The organism is Duganella vulcania, assembly GCF_009857655.1.
Taxonomy (GTDB): domain Bacteria; phylum Pseudomonadota; class Gammaproteobacteria; order Burkholderiales; family Burkholderiaceae_D; genus Rugamonas; species Rugamonas vulcania.
The window spans coordinates 98812-114388 of record NZ_WWCX01000013.1; the positions used below are offsets into that span (position 1 = coordinate 98812).

16 protein-coding genes are annotated in these 15577 nt (G+C 65.4%); 8 read left to right on the forward strand and 8 right to left on the reverse strand.

What is annotated here, in order from left to right; translation table 11 throughout:
• Positions 1-86: 86 nt before the first annotated feature.
• A complete protein-coding gene (locus GTP90_RS11085; protein WP_161083578.1) occupies positions 87-758 on the forward strand; it encodes a glutathione S-transferase in 672 nt (223 codons plus the stop codon).
• Positions 759-762: 4 nt separating this feature from the next.
• Here the strand turns inward: GTP90_RS11085 and GTP90_RS11090 are convergent, their stop codons facing one another.
• A complete protein-coding gene (locus tag GTP90_RS11090) occupies positions 763-1158 on the reverse strand; it encodes a type II toxin-antitoxin system VapC family toxin (protein WP_161083579.1) in 396 nt (131 codons plus the stop codon).
• On the reverse strand, positions 1155-1388 hold the full coding sequence (locus GTP90_RS11095; protein WP_161083580.1) for a hypothetical protein: 234 nt from the start codon (positions 1386-1388) through the stop codon (positions 1155-1157). The genes GTP90_RS11090 and GTP90_RS11095 overlap by 4 nt, the downstream gene beginning before the upstream one ends.
• Before the next feature lie 129 nt (positions 1389-1517).
• On the opposite strand from GTP90_RS11095, the gene GTP90_RS11100 reads away from it, so the two are divergent.
• Positions 1518-2294 (forward strand): 5'-3' exonuclease, encoded by a 777-nt coding sequence (locus tag GTP90_RS11100; RefSeq protein ID WP_161083581.1) that lies wholly within the window; start codon positions 1518-1520, stop codon positions 2292-2294.
• A 30-nt stretch (positions 2295-2324) separates the two neighbouring features.
• Positions 2325-2762 (forward strand): response regulator, encoded by a 438-nt coding sequence (locus GTP90_RS11105; protein WP_161083582.1) that lies wholly within the window; start codon positions 2325-2327, stop codon positions 2760-2762.
• Here GTP90_RS11105 and mnmA read toward each other — a convergent pair whose 3' ends face one another.
• Together mnmA and GTP90_RS11115 are read right to left on the reverse strand one after the other, a co-directional pair.
• Positions 2763-3869 carry a tRNA 2-thiouridine(34) synthase MnmA gene (gene mnmA / locus GTP90_RS11110; protein WP_161083583.1) on the reverse strand — a complete coding sequence of 369 codons (1107 nt, stop codon included), beginning with the start codon at positions 3867-3869 and terminating at the stop codon, positions 2763-2765. It lies immediately after the preceding gene.
• 7 nt (positions 3870-3876) lie between these two features.
• Positions 3877-4374 carry an NUDIX hydrolase gene (locus GTP90_RS11115; RefSeq protein ID WP_161083584.1) on the reverse strand — a complete coding sequence of 166 codons (498 nt, stop codon included), beginning with the start codon at positions 4372-4374 and terminating at the stop codon, positions 3877-3879.
• Between the two features lie 305 nt (positions 4375-4679).
• On the opposite strand from GTP90_RS11115, the gene GTP90_RS11120 reads away from it, so the two are divergent.
• The 4 genes from GTP90_RS11120 to GTP90_RS11135 all read left to right on the forward strand — a co-directional run bounded on the left by GTP90_RS11120 (position 4680) and on the right by GTP90_RS11135 (position 8464).
• Positions 4680-5792, forward strand: coding sequence for a Re/Si-specific NAD(P)(+) transhydrogenase subunit alpha (locus tag GTP90_RS11120; RefSeq protein ID WP_161083585.1), 1113 nt, complete (start codon positions 4680-4682; stop codon positions 5790-5792).
• 13 nt (positions 5793-5805) lie between these two features.
• Entirely contained in the window at positions 5806-6120 is a 315-nt protein-coding gene (locus tag GTP90_RS11125; RefSeq protein ID WP_117014135.1) for a proton-translocating transhydrogenase family protein, read from the forward strand.
• Positions 6117-7595, forward strand: a complete 1479-nt coding sequence (locus GTP90_RS11130; RefSeq protein ID WP_161083586.1) for an NAD(P)(+) transhydrogenase (Re/Si-specific) subunit beta — start codon at positions 6117-6119, stop codon at positions 7593-7595. Before GTP90_RS11125 ends, GTP90_RS11130 begins: the two co-directional genes overlap by 4 nt.
• 104 nt (positions 7596-7699) lie before the next feature.
• Entirely contained in the window at positions 7700-8464 is a 765-nt protein-coding gene (locus GTP90_RS11135; RefSeq protein WP_161083587.1) for an SDR family oxidoreductase, read from the forward strand.
• Positions 8465-8690: 226 nt separating this feature from the next.
• Here the strand turns inward: GTP90_RS11135 and GTP90_RS11140 are convergent, their stop codons facing one another.
• The 4 genes from GTP90_RS11140 to GTP90_RS11155 are packed head-to-tail and all read right to left on the reverse strand — an operon-like array spanning position 8691 to position 13006.
• Entirely contained in the window at positions 8691-9872 is a 1182-nt protein-coding gene (locus GTP90_RS11140; protein WP_161083588.1) for a UbiH/UbiF/VisC/COQ6 family ubiquinone biosynthesis hydroxylase, read from the reverse strand.
• Positions 9869-11194, reverse strand: a complete 1326-nt coding sequence (locus tag GTP90_RS11145; RefSeq protein ID WP_161083589.1) for an aminopeptidase P N-terminal domain-containing protein — start codon at positions 11192-11194, stop codon at positions 9869-9871. The genes GTP90_RS11140 and GTP90_RS11145 overlap by 4 nt, the downstream gene beginning before the upstream one ends.
• Entirely contained in the window at positions 11194-11928 is a 735-nt protein-coding gene (murU, locus tag GTP90_RS11150) for an N-acetylmuramate alpha-1-phosphate uridylyltransferase MurU (protein ID WP_161083590.1), read from the reverse strand. The genes GTP90_RS11145 and murU overlap by 1 nt, the downstream gene beginning before the upstream one ends.
• 10 nt (positions 11929-11938) lie before the next feature.
• Positions 11939-13006 (reverse strand): aminoglycoside phosphotransferase family protein, encoded by a 1068-nt coding sequence (locus tag GTP90_RS11155; RefSeq protein ID WP_161083591.1) that lies wholly within the window; start codon positions 13004-13006, stop codon positions 11939-11941.
• 107 nt (positions 13007-13113) lie between these two features.
• Between GTP90_RS11155 and GTP90_RS11160 the strand changes: the two genes are divergently transcribed.
• Complete coding sequence (locus tag GTP90_RS11160; RefSeq protein WP_161083592.1) at positions 13114-15378, forward strand: LPS-assembly protein LptD; 2265 nt, start codon at positions 13114-13116, stop codon at positions 15376-15378.
• The last annotated feature ends 199 nt before the right edge of the window (positions 15379-15577 follow it).

Sequence of the window (15577 nt, forward strand, 5' to 3'; positions counted from 1 at the left end):
TCTGGCGGAGGGGGCGCGCAAGGTTGCCAACGATGCTAAAGTAGCGGGGTTGCGGCGCTCGGCCGCTTTTTCGCGGGAAGCTCGCCATGATCGTGGTCCACCATTTGAACAATTCGCGCTCGCAGCGCGTGCTCTGGCTGCTCGAGGAGCTGGAGCTGGACTACAAGATCGTGCGCTACGAGCGCGACAAGCACACCATGCTGGCGCCGCCGGAGCTGCGCGCCATCCACCCGCTGGGCAAGTCGCCGGTGATCAGCGACGGCGACATCGTCGTGGCGGAGTCGGGCGCGATCATCGAGTATCTGGTCGAGACCTACGGCCACGGCCGGCTGGTGCCGCCGGCCGGCACCGAGGAGCGCCGCCGCTGGACGTATTTCCTGCACTACGCGGAAGGCTCGGCGATGGCGCCGCTGCTGATGAAGCTGATCTTCGACCGGGTGGAAAACAGTCCGGCGCCGTTCTTCGTCAAGCCGATCGCGCGCGGCATCGCGCAGCGGGTCAAGGCCGGCTACATCGAGCCGCAGATCGCCGCGCACCTGAATTACCTGGAGGCCGAGTTGAACAAGTGGCCGTGGTTTGCCGGCGCCGAGTTCAGCGCGGCCGATATCCAGATGAGTTTTCCGCTGGAGGCGGCCGCCGCGCGCGCGGGGCTGGACGGCAGCCGGCCCAACCTGACCGCCTTCCTCAAGCGCATCCACAGCCGCCCGGCCTTCCAGCGCGCGCTCGAGCGCGGCGGGCCGTACGAGCTGCTGAAGTAGGCCGCTACCAGATGCTTTGCACGTGCGGATAGGCTTGGATCTTCAGGTCCGCAGTCACGATGGGCACATCGAGCAGCATGGCGGTGGCAACGATGATGCGGTCCGCCGGATCCTTGTGCAGACCCGGCGGGAGCTGAACGGAGGTCACGGCGATTTCGTTATCGACCGGAATGAAGCGCATGCGGTCGATTGCCTCCACCGCGGCCAGCCAGCTGGCAAGGTCCAGCGGCAGGCGTAGCCGATTGTGCTCGACCAGCAAGGCAATTTCCCAGAACGAGAAAGCAGATATGCCAATTTTTCCGCCTTGCGCCTCTTGCGCTATGGCGGCCCTGGCGTTTGGCGAGAGTCTGGCACTGCTGTCGCGCCACCAGATCAACGCATGCGTGTCGAGCATGATCATTCGAATGGCTCATATCCGTCTGGCTCGAGTGGCGAGACGATGTCGCCATCGTTCAGTACCACGCCGCGCACCGGATCGTGCGTTATCGTGGGGCCCTGTTGGAACTTCCGTATTTCCATGACAGCCCGGCCATCCATCTCCACGTAGAGCGGTCCGCCAGACTCGATCAGGCGCCGGTAGATGGCGGGCGCCTGTTCCCTGAATTCCGATAGCGAAATAGCGATGAGCATGGTCGCCTCCATTGATCTGCGTATGCTCAAATCATAGGCTGATTCAAGGCGGATGCAATCCCGATTCGGACAAGGGTTGAGGCAGGTCGGGTAAAATGATGGATTGAACAAGCCCGGATGATGTTGAACATGGGTAGACTCCTTGCCATCGACGGCCTCAATATCGTGCGCCGCGTCTACGAAGCCAGCCCCGAACCCGATAGCGCCGAGAAGGCCGAGATCGCGCTGCGCCACGCGCTGTCCTCGTTCCGCAAACTGGTCAACGACCACGAACCGACCCACGTGCTGCCGGCCTTCGATTTCGGCGGCCCCACCTGGCGCCACGCGCTGTACGCCGGCTACCGCGAGGGCCGCGCGCCGATGCCGGCGCCGCTGCGCGAGGCGCTGCCGGCCTTCTACGACAAGCTGCGCGGCATCGGCCTGCATGTGGTGTCGCTGCCCGAGGTCGAGGCCGACGACGTGATCGGCACCGTGGTGCTGCGCTGGCTGGCCGACGGCCGCGGCGAGGCCACCGTGGCCACCACCGACAAGGACCTGCACGGCCTGATCGCGCAGGGCGCCCGCGTGTGGGACCACTTCAAAAGCGAATGGCACGACCACGCCTGGGTCGAGCGCAAGTGGGGCGTGCCGCCCGAGCAGCTGCCGGACCTGCTGGCGCTGATGGGCGACCCCACCGACTCCATCCCCGGCGTGTCAAAAGTCGGCGTCAAGAAGGCGGCGCGACTGTTGCGTACATACGGCACTCTGGACGGGATCATGGCCGGGGCGGGCATTCTGAAGGACACGCTGGGCGAAACTCTACGAAAAGAACGCGAAATGCTGTATCTTTCGAGACAATTGGTGCAATTAAAAACGGACGTGCGGGTCGGCGTGAGCTGGAATATGCTGGCGTGGGACCGGAACTGAGCGCGCGCCCACTAAGACAAGGTTTGCAAGATGTTAAAAGCGGTCATTATCGACACCAGCGCCATCGCGCGCGGCCTGCTCAACACGGTCCTGCTCGATGGCGGCTACGACGTGGTGGGCCAGAGCCATACCTGCGCCAGCGGCCTGGCGCTGCTGATCAAGCATAATCCCCACATCGTCTGCATCGCCCGCGAGCAGATCGAGAACGGCGAGGACGTTGTGCGCGAGATCAAGACCAACTGGCCGAAGACGCTGATCTTCATGGTCTCGAGCGAATTCGACGCCGCCACCATCCAGGCCGCCCACGCGATGGGCGTGAACGGCTTCATCGTCAAGCCGTTCAAGGCCGATACGGTGCTCAACACGATACGCAACACGGTGATCGCCATGGTCAAGCGCCAGCGCGCGGCGCTGGCCAAGGACAGCGCCGAGGCCCCGCCCGACGCCGGCGAACCCGGCGAGGCGTGATCAGGCGGCGAAGGTCGAGCTGTCGATGATGCCGCCGCCGAGGCAGACGTCGCCGTCGTACAGCACGGCCGACTGGCCCGGCGTCACCGCCCACTGGGCTTCCATGAACTTCAACGCGAAATCGGAATCGCCTTCCGGGGCGATCTCGCACGCCACGTCGGCCTGGCGGTAGCGGGTCTTGGCCGACAGCGCGCGCGCGACCGGCGCCTCGCCGGCGATCCAGCTGGCCTGGTCGGCGCGCAGGGTCGACGACAGCAGCCATGGATGGTCGTGGCCCTGCACGATGTACAGCGTGTTCTCGGCCACGTCCTTGCGCGCCACGTACCAGGCGTCGCTGCTGCCGTCCGGGTTCTTGTAGGCCTTCATGCCGCCCACGCCGATGCCCTTGCGCTGGCCCAGCGTGTAGAAGCTCAGGCCCACGTGCTCGCCCACCACCTTGCCGTCCGGCGTCTTCATCGGGCCCGGCTTGTACGACAGGTAGCGGTTGAGGAATTCGCGGAACGGCCGCTCGCCGATGAAGCAGATGCCGGTCGAATCCTTCTTGGCCGCGTTGGGCAGGGCCAGCTTCTCGGCGATCTTGCGCACCTCGGTCTTGGGGATTTCGCCCAGCGGGAACAGGGTCTTGGACAACTGCGCCTGGTTCAGGCGGTGCAGGAAGTAGCTCTGGTCCTTGGTGTGGTCGACCGCCTTGAGCAGCTCGTGGCGGCCGCCGTTCTGGCGCACGCGCGCATAGTGGCCGGTGGCGATCAGGTCGGCGCCCAGGTGCATCGCGTGGTCGAGGAAGGCCTTGAACTTGATCTCGGCGTTGCACAGCACGTCCGGGTTGGGCGTGCGGCCGGCCTGGTATTCGCGCAGGAAGTCGGCGAACACGCGGTCCTTGTATTCGGAGGCGAAGTTGACCGCCTCGATGTCGACGCCGATCACGTCGGCCACGCTGGCCGCGTCGATCCAGTCCTGGCGCGTGGAGCAGTACTCGGAGTCGTCGTCGTCTTCCCAGTTCTTCATGAACAGGCCGACCACGTCATAGCCCTGTTCCTTGAGCATCCACGCCGCGACCGAGGAGTCGACCCCGCCCGACATGCCGATTACGACCTTCTTCTTGCTCATCTTGCTTTCATCCATTCGCGGCGTTGGCCGCTTCCTTGTACACCGAGGTGTGGGTTTGTATCAGTTCCAGCGGGGCGCGGCGCCCGGCCAGGTATTCGTCCACGCATTGCAGCACCGTCGGGCTGCGGTGACGGTCGGCGCAGGCGGCCAGTTCGTCGCGCGTGAGCCACATGGTGCGCAGGATGCCTTCGTCCAACGGACGGTCATGCTTGGCGCCCGGCACGCCGCAGAAGGTGAAGCGCAAATACGTCACTTCCTCGCCGGTGCGGTTGGAGGTGTAGCGCGACATGTACATGCCCACCAGCGCGGTCGGCGTGAAGTCGTGCGCGGTTTCCTCCAGCGTTTCGCGGATGACGGCCTGCTCCAGCGATTCGTGCGGGTCGAGGTGACCGGCCGGCTGGTTGATGCGGACGCCATCGCTGGTCTCTTCTTCGATCAGCAAGAATTTGCCATCTTTTTCGACGATGGCGGCAACAGTAACAGAGGGTTTCCAGATACGCGGCATGAGTCATCCTTGAAAGAGCCGACATTTTAGCCTGTTCCGGGCGTTTGGTTTGAACCCGCCTGCACGGAAAGGTGGGTTCGTATTGAAATTTCGCAAGGTTTGTTGTGTTAATCCGTGTTTGACTGACTGCCTTGCGAAAAATTCAGTGTTTTAACGGCAATTCGTGATAAATAGTAATAAATGATGTGATAAATGCGCTATTTATTGATAAATATATATTAAGTATGATGGGGCCAACGAGGGGCGTTGCTGTCCCGGCATTCCGTGTTAGATTCTAGTCAGTTTATTAATCATTTGGAGGCACCATGAGAGTAGGCATACCGGCCGAGACGCGGCCGGGAGAAACCCGGGTGGCGGCGACGCCCGAGACAGTCAAGAAACTCGCAGCCAAGCATCAAGTGATCGTGCAGGCCGGCGCCGGACTTTCGGCCTCGGTCACCGACGAGGCCTACGTGGCCGCAGGCGCACAGATCGGCAGCGCGGCGGAAGCCTTTGCTGCGGAGGTGGTGTTGAAAGTGCGTGCCCCCAACGCCGAGGAGCGCGCGCTGATCCCGGCCGGCACGGTGGTGATCGGCATGCTGAATCCCTTCGACGCCGACAACAACGCGGCGATGGCGGCGGCCGGCCTGCAGGCCTTCGCGCTGGAGGCGGTGCCGCGCATCACGCGCGCGCAGTCGATGGACGTGCTGTCGTCGCAGGCCAACATCGCCGGCTACAAGGCGGTGATGGTGGCGGCCAACACCTACCAGCGCTTCATGCCGATGCTGATGACGGCGGCCGGCACGGTCAAGGCGGCGCGGGTGCTGATCATGGGCGTGGGCGTGGCCGGGCTGCAGGCGATCGCCACGGCCAAGCGGCTGGGCGCGGTGATCGAGGCGTCCGACGTGCGCCCGCCGGTCAAGGAGCAGGTGGAGTCGCTGGGCGCCAAGTTCATCGACGTGCCCTTCCTGACCGACGAGGAAAAGGAAATCGCCCAAGGCGTGGGCGGCTACGCGCGGCCGATGCCGGCGGACTGGATGCGCCGCCAGGCGGAGCTGGTGCACGAACGCGCCAAGCTGGCCGACATCGTCATCACCACCGCGCTGATCCCGGGGCGGCCGGCGCCGGTGCTGATTTCCGAGGAGACCGTGAAGGCGATGAAACCGGGTTCGGTGATCGTCGACCTGGCCGTGTCGCAGGGCGGCAACTGCCCGCTGTCGGAGCTCAATAAAACCGTCGTCAAGCACGGCGTGCACATCGTCGGCGAGCCGGACCTGGCCACGCTGGTGGCGGCCGACGCGTCGGCGCTGTACGCGCGCAATGTGCTGGACTTCCTCAAGCTGATCATCGACAAGGAAGACAAGTTGGTGATCGACCGCGAAGACGAAATCATCAAGGCCACGCTGTTGTGCAGCGGCGGCGAGCTGCTTAGAAAATAATAGGGGAGTCAACATGGAAGTCAGCCACACCATCATCAATCTGATCATCTTCGTGCTCGCCATTTATGTCGGCTACCACGTGGTCTGGACCGTGACGCCGGCGCTGCATACGCCGCTGATGGCGGTCACCAACGCCGTCTCGGCGATCATCATCGTCGGCGCCATGCTGGCGGCCTCGCTGACCGAGGGCGTGATCGGCCAGGTCGCCGGCACCGTCGCGGTGGCGCTGGCCGCCGTCAATGTGTTCGGCGGTTTTCTGGTCACGCAGCGCATGCTGGAGATGTTCAAGAAAAAAGAGCCTAAAGCGAAGAAGGGAGATCACGCATGAATTTCATCTCCATGAACCTGGTGACGATGATGTACCTGATCGCATCGGTGTGCTTCATCCAGGCGTTGAAAGGGTTGTCGTCGCCGGCCACGGCGCGCACCGGTAATGCGTTCGGCATGTCGGGCATGGCGATTGCCGCCGTGACCACCATCGCGCTGATCCTCAAGCTGAAGGCGGAAGCCACGGCGGCGGCGGCCGCCGGCGCGTCCGGCGGCATGGGCCTGGGCCTGGTGGCGCTGGGCGTGATCGTCGGCGGCGGCATCGGCGCGGTGCTGGCCAAGAAGGTCGAGATGACCAAGATGCCGGAACTGGTGGCGGCGATGCACTCGCTGATCGGTTTGGCCGCAGTCTGTATCGCGGTGGCCGCCGTGTCGGAGCCGCACGCCTTCGGCATCGCCGCCGTGGGCGAGGCGCTGCCGTTCGGTAACCGCATCGAGCTGTTCATCGGTACCTTTGTCGGCGCGATTACCTTCTCCGGTTCGGTGATCGCGTTCGGCAAGCTGTCGGGCAAATACAAGTTCCGCCTGTTCCAGGGCGCGCCGGTCAGCTTCGCCGGCCAGCACATGCTGAACCTGATCCTGGCCATCGTCATGGTGGGCCTGGGCCTGGCGTTCTGCTTCGCCGGCGGCACCGAGCCGGCATGGCTGCCGTTCCTGGTCATGACCGCGATCGCCTTCGTGCTGGGCGTGTTGATCATCATCCCGATCGGCGGCGCCGACATGCCGGTGGTGGTGTCGATGCTGAACTCCTACTCCGGCTGGGCGGCGGCCGGCATCGGCTTCTCGCTGAACAACGCGATGCTGATCATCGCCGGTTCGCTGGTCGGTTCGTCCGGCGCGATCCTGTCGTACATCATGTGCAAGGCGATGAACCGTTCGTTCTTCAACGTGATCCTGGGCGGCTTCGGCGGCGCTCCTGCGGAAGCGGGTGCGGGCGGCGCGAAGGAACAGCGTCCGGTCAAATCCGGTTCGGCCGACGATGCGGCGTTCATCATGGCCAACGCGGAAAGCGTGATCATCGTGCCGGGCTACGGCCTGGCGGTGGCGCGCGCGCAGCATTCGCTCAAGGAGCTGGTCGAGAAGCTGACCCACAAGGGCGTGACCGTGAAGTATGCGATCCACCCGGTGGCGGGCCGCATGCCGGGCCATATGAACGTGCTGCTGGCGGAGGCCGAGGTGCCGTACGACCAGGTGTTCGAGATGGAGGATATCAACGGCGAATTCGGCCAGACCGACGTGGTGCTGATCCTGGGCGCCAACGACGTGGTCAACCCGGCCGCCAAGGATCCGAAGTCGCCGATCGCCGGCATGCCGATCCTGGAGGCGTACAAGGCCAAGAGCATCATCGTCAACAAGCGTTCGATGGCTTCCGGTTATGCGGGGCTGGATAATGAGCTGTTCTACCAGGCGAATACGATGATGGTGTTCGGTGACGCGAAGAAGGTCATCGAGGACATGGTCAAGGCTGTGGAGTAAGCTTGATTCATCTTTTGTGAACGGGTCATTGGCGTTTAGCCGATTGATGGTGGGGTTGATGGGGCCTACGATGGCTGCATCAACCCACCTCAAGGAGATTCACCATGAACCGCTTGCAAAACAAAGTCGCCATCGTTACTGGCGCATCGTCGGGCATCGGCCGCGCCACCGCCAAACTGTTTGCCGCTGAAGGTGCGCGGGTCGTGGTCGCCGCGCGCCGGCTGCCCGAGCTGGAGTCGCTGGTGGCGGAGATCGCCGCCGACGGCGGTACCGCCATCGCGCTGGCCGGCGACGTCACTTCCGAATCGTTCAATGCACAGCTGGTCGCCACCGCCGTCGAGGCGTTCGGGCGGCTGGATATCGCCTACAACAACGCCGGTACGCTGGGCGAGATGGGCGAGTCCACCGGCGTGTCGGAGCAGGGCTGGAACGAGACCATCGCCGCCAACCTGACCAGCGCCTTCCTCGGCGCGAAGCATCAGATTCCTCAAATGATCAAGCATGGCGGCGGTTCGGTGATCTTCACTTCGACCTTTGTCGGCTACAGCTTTGCCTTCCCCGGCGTGGCGGCTTATGCGGCCAGCAAGGCGGGCCTGATCGGCCTGACGCAGGCGCTGGCCTCGGAGTACGGCGCGCAGGGCGTGCGGGTGAATTCGGTGCTGCCGGGCGCGGTCGATACGGCGATGTATCGCGATATGAACGACACGCCGGAGGCGGCTTCCTTTGTCACCAACCTGCATGCGCTGAAGCGCGTGGCGCAGCCGGAGGAGCTGGCGCGCTCGGTGCTGTACCTGGCTTCGGACGATTCGTCCTTTGTCACCGGCACCGCGTCGCTGGTCGATGGCGGCGCTTCGATCACGCGCACCTGAGCCTGGATCCGCGCAGGGGTATATGTATGGGGGGTATCTGCACGGCCCTTCTGGGAACGATACTATTCCGGCTCTCTATTCCCTTCTATTTTTCTTGATTCTTATCTGCGCTCGGCCGTTTGCGAATTTCAGAAGAAAATAGAGAAGACGAATGGGAACGAGAGGACGGAAATAGCGTGGTTCCCCCAAGGGAGCGCGCAAGGTACCCCCTGTGTGTATTCTCAGGTCAACGTCGGCCGTACATCATGAGCTCGGCCAGCACGCCGCGCGCGGGGCCGACCATGTCGATCGCGGCCAGCGACAGGCCCAGCAGCGCTTGCGCCGGCGAGTCGTTGGCGAAGATGCGGGCCATGGTGTCGGTTAGGCGCACGGTGGTGTTGCGGTCCTGGCGGCGCAGTTCGGTGAATTGCGCCAGCATGGTTGGATTCGCGCCTTGCGCCAGCAGGCGCGCCAGCACGGCGACGTCGCGCAGGCCGAGGTTCAGGCCTTGCCCCGCCACCGGATGCAGCGTTTGCGCCGCGTTGCCGATGGCGACCGTGCGCGCCGTGCTGCGTGGATCGGCGTTCAAGCCCAGGGGGAATGCCAGCCGTGGCGACGAGCGCGTGAATGTGCCGAGGCGCTCGCCGAACGCGGCGCCCAGTTCGGCGAGGAAGGCCGCGTCGTCCAGCGCCTGAAGGCGAACGGCGGTTTCGGGCCGAACGCACCAGACCAGTGAATATTCTTCGCCTTGCGGCAGCAGGGCCAGCGGGCCTTGTTCGGTGAAGCGCTCGTAGGCGCGGTGCGCGATCGGGCGGCTGGTGCGCACTTGCGCGATGATCGCGGTCTGCTGGTAGTCGCGGTGCTGCGCTTTGCTTTCCTGATCGCTGAACAAGCCGCCTTCGGCCTGCACGACGATGGCGGCCGTGGTGGTCGTGGTGGCGTCCGCGCCGGCGATGGTCAGCGCGACCGCGTCGGCGCCTTCGTCGACGGCTTCAACGCGGGCCGGGCGCAGCGTGGCGATGCCGGCGCGCTGGCAGACCGCACCCAGCGCCGTCACCAGATCGCCGTAGCGCAGCACATAGCCCAGCGCCGGCAGTTTATGTTCATCGCGGTCGATCAGGCTGCGGCCGAACTGGCCGCGGCGCGACACGTGAATCTGGTGGATCGCCGTGGCCGCGGCCGGCCACGCGCCGATTTCCTCCAGTATCTGGCGGCTGCCCCACGACAGCGCGATCGAGCGCGGATCGTTGCTGGCTTGCTCCAGCGTCTTGGCGTCGATCAGGGCGATGCGCTGCGCCGGCGTGCCGCGCCGGGCCAGCAGCGCGGCCAGCGCCATGCCGGCCGGCCCTGCGCCGCAGATGGCGATGTCGTAGGATGGAGCGTCGCCGTTGCCGTCGTGCGCGGGTGCTGCGTGATTGAGTGTGTTCATGGAGACTGCATTAATTGTTCTATCTCGGCGACCGTCTTAGGCGCGGCGGCGCTCAGTATCGTGTGGCCTTCGGGCGTGACCAGCACATCGTCCTCGATGCGGATGCCGATGTTCCAGTATTCCTCCGGCACGCCTTCGGCCGGCCGCACGTAGATGCCCGGCTCCACCGTCAGCACCATCCCCGCCTGCAGCGCGCGCGACGGCTTGCCTTCGGCCGCCATGTCGCGGTACTGGCCGACGTCGTGCACGTCCATGCCCAGCCAGTGTCCCGTGCCGTGCATGTAGAACTGCAGGTGGCGCTTGTTGGCGATGATGTCGGCCACGCTGCCGTGGGTGTCGTGATTGAGCAGGCCCAGGTCCAGCATGCCCTGCGCCAGCACCTGCACCGCCGCCTCGTGCACGCCGGAGTAGGGCTGGCCAGGGACGATGGCCTGCAGCGCCGCCGATTGCGCGGCCAGCACCAGTTCATACAACCGCCGCTGCGGCGCGCTGAAACGGCCGTTGACTGGATAGCTGCGCGTGATGTCGGAGGCGTAGCCATCGAGCTCGCAGCCGGCGTCGATCAGTATCAGGTCGCCATCGCGGCTTTGCGCGTTGTTGGCGCTGTAATGCAGCACGCAGGCGTTGGCGCCGGCTGCGACGATGGAGTTGTAGGCCGGCGCCTGCGCGCCGTTGCGGCGGAATTCGTACAGCAGCTCCGCCTCGATTTCGTATTCGTACATGCCGGGCCGCGACGCCCGCATCGCCCGCGCGTGCGCCTGCGACGAGATGGTGGCGGCGCGCAGCATGGTGGCTTGCTCGGCGTCGTCCTTGAACAGGCGCATCTCGTCGAGCAGCGGCAGCAGGTCGACCGCGCTGGCCGGTGCGCCGACGCCGGTGCGCGCCATGCCCTTGACGCTGGACAGCCACTGGCGGACCCGCGCGTCCAACGCGCTGCCCAGCGCGTAGTACAGGGCCGGCGCGTCGGCCAGCAGCTTGACGATCTCGCCGTCGAGGTCCTCGACCGGGTGGGCGTCGTCGAAGCCGAAGGCCACGCGCGCGCCGTCCGGGCCGTGGCGGAAGCCGTCCCAGATCTCGCGCTCGACGTTCTTCTGGCGGCAGAACAGGATGGAGCGCGCCGGCGCATCGCCGCGCGCGGCCACCAGCACCACCACGCTTTCCGGCTCGGCGAAGCCGGTCAGGTAGTAGAAGTAGCTGTCGTGGCGGTACAGGTATTCGCTGTCGCTGTTGCGGGCGACTTCGGGCGCGGTCGGCAGCACCGCCACCGCGCCGGGCGGCATGTGCGCCAGCAGGTGCGCGCGGCGGGCGGCATGGCGCTGCATCACTGGACGCCCTTGGCGGCGGCCAGGCGCGTGGCCGGCGGGGCGTTGAGCAGGTCGAGCTGCTGCACCGTGCCCAGGTTGTGCCATTCGCCTTCGTACACCTCGCCACCGACCTGCTTCTTGTCGATGTAGGCGCGGATCAGCGGGCCAAGCTTGGCGTATTCGCCCGGCGCGATGCCGTCGAACATTTCAGGACGGTAGACGCCGACATTCCCGAAGGTCCATTTGGGCGAGCCTTCGTTGGTCAGCGTGTACATGGTCAGCCCGAAGTCGCCCTCGGGATGGAAGTCCGGGTTGGGCACCAGGTAGAGCCAGCAGATGTCGCGCTGGTCGGCCGGGTAGGGATTGCCCCACATGTCCTTGTCGTGCAACACGTCCTTGACCTGGGCGAAGTCGAAGTAGGGCATGTAGATGTCGCCCGACACCGCCACGAACGGTTCCTCGCCCAGCAGGTGGCGCGCGGTGGCGATGCCGCCGGCGGTCTCCAGCGCGGTGGCCTCGGGCGAGTACATCAGCTTGGCGCCGAACTGACTGCCGTCGCCCAGCGCGGCCTCGATCTGGTCGCCCAGGTGGGCGTGGTTGATGACGATCTCGGTGATGCCGGCCCGCACCAGGTTGAGGATGTGCCAGACGATCAGCGGCCGGCCGCGCACCTTGAGCAGCGGCTTGGGCGTGGTGTCGGTCAGCGGACGCATACGCTCGCCGCGTCCGGCGGCGAAGATCATGGCTTTCATGCGCGCCGCCTCAGAAGGTGTAGCCGACTTGCGGCTGCTTGTCTTCCAGCTGGTCGAGCAGGCGCACCAGCGGCCGCAGCTCCTTGTAGCGGCCGGCGGTCTTGCGCACGTAGTCCATCACGGTGGGCAGGTCGTGCAGGTACTGGTCCTTGCCGTCGCGGTAGTTCAGGCGGCAGAACAGGCCGAGGATCTTCAGGTGGCGCTGCAAGCCGGCGTACTCGAAGTCCTGGTAGAAGCCGTCGATGTCCGGGTTGACCGGCAGGCCCACCGCCTTGGCGTGCTGCCAGTAGCGGATCGCCCAGTCCAGCACCAGCTCCTCGTCCCATTGCACGTAGGCGTCGCGCAGCAGCGAGGCCAGGTCGTAGGTCATCGGGCCGTACAGCGCGTCCTGGAAGTCCAGCACGCCGGGGTTGCCGGCGTCCATCCACATCAGGTTGCGCGAGTGGAAATCGCGGTGCACATAGACCTGCTGCTGGGCCGTGACGTTGGCCAGGATGGCGTCGAACACGCCCTGCAGCTCGGCGGCCTGCTTGTCGGTCAAAGTGGCGTTCAGGTGCTTGCCGATGTACCACTCGGGGAACAAATTCATCTCGCGCAGCATGAAGGCGCGGTCGTACTCGGGCAGCACGCCCGGCTGGCTGGTCAGCTGGAACTTGACCAGCGCCTCCAGCGCCTCGGCGTACATGGTCGAGGCGTTGTCATGGTCCAGCACTTGCAGGTAGGTGGTCACGCCCAGGTCGGACATCAGCAGGAAGCCGCGCTCGTAGTCGGTGGCGACGATGCGCGGCACGCTGACGCCGGCGTGGGCCAGCATTTCGTCCAGCTTGACGAAGGCCAGCACGTTCTCGCGCTCGGGCGGCGCGTCCATGACGACCAGCGTGGCGCCCAGCGCGGCTTGCTGTTCAGGCAATACATTGACACGGAAATAGCGGCGGAAGCTGGCGTCGGCCGAGGCCGGGCGGGCGCTGGCGGCGTCCACCACGTTCAGCGTGGCCAGCCAGGCGGTCAGCTGCTCCAGGCGCAGGTCTGGCGCACTGCCGGAAGATGTATCGGAAGTTAAATTCTGTAATAAAGACATTAAGCGGGGCCCGGAATCCGGTGTTGGGTGAAGATTCCCATATAATAAGGGATTCAAATCAAAAAATCGCCTGTCATGGTGTTTCATCCCTTCTTTTCATGAGTCGCATGCGCTGGCTTCCGGCCCCCCCCACTACCCCGCATCGCTGGGCGTTTGCCCTGACTGCCATCGCCGCCGCCATCGCGGCCCTGCCGGCCCACGCCCAGAGCCTGCCGCCGAAGGCGCGCGCGCCGCGGGTGGAGGACAAGAACGCGGTCACCACCATCCAGGCCGAGGACATCAGCGGCCGCCCCGAGCGTGAGATCACCCTGGAGCGCGACGCCGAGCTGGTCAAGGACAAGACCCGCGTCAAGGCCGACACCGCGTGCTACCGCCAGGTCGAGGACGAGGTCGAGGCCAAGGGCCATGTGAAGATCTGGCGCTTCGGCGACTATTTCACCGGCGACGAGCTCAAGCTGAACATGGACAGCGGCAAGGGCTATATGCTCAACCCCACGTACCAGCTGGAGGCCAACCACGCCCAGGGCAAGGCCGAGCGCATCAACTTCGTCAACGAGGACGAGGCAGTGGTGGTCAACGGCACCTACAGCACCTGCCAGGGGCCGACCCCGGACTGGTATTTGCGCTCGAACACGCTGAACCTGGACTCCGGGCGCGACGTCGGCACCGCCGGCCAGACCATCATTTATTTCAAGGACGTGCCGATCCTGGGCACGCCGGCGATGTCGTTCTCGCTGTCGGGCGCGCGCCGCTCGGGCTGGCTGTCGCCGATGCCGGGCTTCGGCTCCAAGGGCGCGGCCGAGCTGACCGTGCCGTACTACTTCAACATCGCGCCCAACCGCGACCTGACGGTGTACCCGAAGATCATCCCGCGGCGCGGCTTCCAGCTGGGCGCCAACGGCCGCTACCTGGGCGAGGCCGCCGGCGGCCTGTACCAGGGCGAGACCTATGTCGAGTACCTGCCGCACGACAAGCAGTACGTGCCGCCCACCGCCGGCGGCTCGACCGACCGCTGGATGATCAAGTCGATCCACAACCAGGAACTGTCCAAGGACTGGGCCTACAGCTGGAGCCTTCGGGCGGCGTCGGACAACAACTATCCGAACGATTTCTCCAAGACCGTGTCGAGCTCGACCGAGCGGCAGCTGCTGCGCGAGCTGCGCACCGACTACCACGGCGAGTTCTGGACCCTGACCGCGCGGGTGCAGAAGTACCAGGTGCTGCAGGACCCGGAATCGGCGGTCGACCCCTCGCTGTTCGTCTCGCGCCCGTACGACCGGCTGCCTGCGATCAACCTGCACGCGGCCCAGTACGACGTGGCCGGCGGCTTCGACTGGGCGCTCGACAGCGAGCTGACCCGCTTCTACCACCCGACCCTGATCAACGGCACGCGGCTGGTGGCGATCCCGCAGGTGAGCTACCCGATCGTCGGCCCCAGCTACTTCGTCACGCCCAAGCTGATGGTCAACCTGGCCAGCTACCAGCTCGACGCCTACGGCACGCAGGCGTCCGAGAACCTGTCGCGCGTGGTGCCGACGTTCTCGCTGGACTCCGGCCTGGTGTTCGAGCGCGACATCAAGTTCGCCGGCCGCGACATGACGCAGACGCTGGAGCCGCGCCTGTTCTACGTGAACACGCCGTACCGCGACCAGAGCCAGTTCCCGACCTTCGACACCGACGCCGCCACGTTCAACTTCAGCCAGATCTTCAGCGAGAACCGCTTCGTCGGCTCGGACCGTATTGGCGACGCCAACCAGCTGACCGCCGCGCTGGTGTCGCGCTTCCTGGACGCGGCCGGCGCCGAGACGCTGCGCCTGGCGTTCGGCCAGCGCTTTTATTTCCGCGACCAGCGCGTGCAGCTGGCCTCGACCACGCCGGTGGTGGACTCGCGCTCGGACATGCTGCTGGCCGCGACCGGGCGCATCTCCGAGACCTGGGGCTTCGACAGCGCGGTGCAGTACAGCCCGAGCTCGCGCCGCGTGGTGTCCGAGAGCTATACCGCGCAATGGTCGCCGGGGCAGAAGAAGGTGCTCAACGCCGGCTACCGCTACCTGCGCGGCAGCTTCAAGAACATCGAGCTGTCGAGCCAGTGGCCGATCTTCCAGCGCTGGTACGGCGTGGGCCGGGTCAGCTACTCGGTGCAGGACAAGAAGATCCTGGAAAGCCTGGTCGGGCTGGAATACAACGGCGACTGCTGGGTGTTCCGCATGGGCGCGCAGCGCTTCGTGACCACCTCGACCAAGGCCTCGACGCCGATCTTCTTCCAGCTGGAGTTGAACGGCCTGTCGCACCTGGGCGTGGGCAGCCCGCTGGAGGCGATGAAGAACAGCATCCCCGGCTACCAGCGTTTGAACGAAGGCTACGGCCGCTAGCAAGACCCCGGGCGTCCGCCGCTGCGTGCGGTGGCGGGCGCTATTTGATTGTTGTCACCTGACTCATGAGCGTTCTTAAGATGAAGTTCGAAATGAAAATTCTCGCAGTCCTGTTGTGCACCACCGCCCTGGGCGGTTGCAGCCTGTTCTCGAAGAAGCCGGCCGCCGCGCCGGCCGCGCCGGCCACCGCCGCCGCCCC